This window comes from Acinetobacter sp. YH12254 (assembly GCF_013417415.1).
GTDB classification, from domain to species: domain Bacteria; phylum Pseudomonadota; class Gammaproteobacteria; order Pseudomonadales; family Moraxellaceae; genus Acinetobacter; species Acinetobacter pseudolwoffii.
The window spans coordinates 1-1,971 of sequence record NZ_VPEB01000045.1; the positions used below are offsets into that span (position 1 = coordinate 1).

Below are 1,971 nucleotides of genomic sequence, written 5' to 3' on the forward strand. Positions count from 1 at the left end.
ATGAAACTTACGTAAAAGTGAATGGCAAATGGGCATATCTATACCGTGCAGTTGACCAACGTGGCCATACTCTTGATTTCTATCTTTCTGCTAGACGAAATACCCATTCAGCTTATTGTTTTCTTGGTAAGATTTTGAATCATGTCAAAAAATGGCAGATTCCACGAGTCATAAACACTGATAAGGCTCATACCTATGGCCGTGCTTTGTCGCGACTAAAACAGGAAGGAAAGTGTCCTGAAGACCTGGACCATCGACAGATTAAATACAAGAATAACGTGATTGAATGTGATCATGGCAAGCTCAAACGGATCATCAAGGCTACGTTGGGATTCAAGTCTATGAAAACGGCTTATGCCACAATTAAAGGAATTGAGGTTATGCGTGCTCTACGCAAAGGACAAGCTTCATTATTTTATAACGGTAATATTCTAGGAGAAGTTTGGCTAGTAAATAGAGTTTTCGGTCTCTAAGCTTTTTTGAAGGGAAAATCATCGACTCAGATCCCTATTTGCAACAGTGCCGTTGTTAGTGGTTTGACCCACTAACAACTAACACGTTGGCTATTCATTGAGTAAATCCTAAACTCAACTAATTCTTTTATTTATCAGACAACCATTTTTCGACATTCGACGGCACATTCACGGCAAGCATCAGCACATTGCTGGCAGTGTTGATGCTCATGTTGGCTACATTCATCTGCACAGTATTCACAAGCCTTGGCACAAAGCTCACAAATTTCTTTCATAAAAGGAGATTCATTTTGCTGCATACGAGCACAGAGCTGACAAATATCTGCACAATCTAGACAACGCTGAATACATTCTCGCATCATCTCCAGATTTTCTTCTTTTAGACAGGCATTTGCACAACTGGCACAGGTAAGGGAACAGCTCATACATGCCTTTGCGCAATCTGAAAATTGGATATCGTTCATCATACTTACCTAAAGTCACTTGATTTAGGAATAAGCTAATCAAAAAAAAAGATATACACTAGGACGATTAGGTAAGGGAAAGTAAAATAGTCATAGATTTTGTTAAATGGTTTTAGGAGAGTGTAAATAAAACTGTGTAAACGCTTAAACTATCCCTCAACGCTGTTGGGGGGCAACACAGGTGTTTACCATGAAAGATGAAGCAATGCTGGCATTGGCAAAAGAATTTGCTAAGAACTTAAAAACAGAAGCTGACCTGAATAATTTCAGTAAAGCTTTAAAGAAACTCACCGTTGAAACTGAATAGCCACCGATTTTGTAGACACCTTTTAGTTAGATAAAATGGCTAATTAACGAGGTGCTTATGAGCAGTAAACGATACCCTGAAGAATTCAAAATTGAAGCAGTAAAACAAGTCACTGAGAAAGGTCATAGTGTGGCTGAAGTTGCTACACATTTAGGAACCACTACACATAGTCTGTATGCTTGGATCAAACGTTATGATCCACAGCAGCCCAAGACAACAGAATCTAGTGATCCAACTACAGAATTAGCGAAATTAAAAAAAGAGCTGCAAAGGGTCACTGAAGAAAGGGACATATTAAAGTGAAAGCACTGCTTTCACGCCGCTTCGCAAGCCAGTCCAAATGAGGTACGCCTTTATTCGGGACAACCAACATATATGGTCTGTTCGTCGTTTATGTTCAACGTTAGATGTTCATCACAGTGGTTATTACGCCTGGTTAAAGAAACCTACCAGTATAACTGCGAGGAAGCGGCAACAGCTTTCAGGATTAATTAAACAGTTCTGGTTGGAATCTGGCGGAGTCTACGGTTATCGCAAGATTCATTGTGATTTGAAAGGCACTGTTGCAAATAACCACGAATGGTAAGCTGAAGACTGTTTTAGCTAAAGGTGCAGTATATGAATCCTTTCCATGGTCGGCATTTTCAGGGCGAAATCATTCTTTGGGCTGTGCGCTGGTATTGTAAATATGGCATTAGCTATCGTGAACTGCAGGAAATGCTGGCCG

2 protein-coding genes and 2 pseudogenes are annotated in these 1,971 nt (G+C 40.0%); 3 read left to right on the top strand and 1 reads right to left on the bottom strand.

What is annotated here, in order from left to right; genetic code table 11:
- A partial coding sequence (locus FTV29_RS14900; protein WP_151421633.1) for an IS6-like element IS1007 family transposase occupies positions 1-473 on the top strand: 473 nt, incomplete at its 5' end.
- Between the two features lie 134 nt (positions 474-607).
- Here the strand turns inward: FTV29_RS14900 and FTV29_RS14905 are convergent.
- Positions 608-937 (bottom strand): four-helix bundle copper-binding protein, encoded by a 330-nt coding sequence (locus FTV29_RS14905; RefSeq protein ID WP_025466485.1) that lies wholly within the window; start codon positions 935-937, stop codon positions 608-610.
- Positions 938-1,301: 364 nt separating this feature from the next.
- Between FTV29_RS14905 and FTV29_RS15215 the strand changes: the two are divergent.
- Both FTV29_RS15215 and FTV29_RS14915 read left to right on the top strand, forming a co-directional pair.
- Positions 1,302-1,800, top strand: a pseudogene (locus FTV29_RS15215) (transposase); the annotation flags it as partial.
- A gap of 62 nt (positions 1,801-1,862) precedes the next feature.
- Positions 1,863-1,971, top strand: a pseudogene (locus FTV29_RS14915) (IS6 family transposase); the annotation flags it as partial.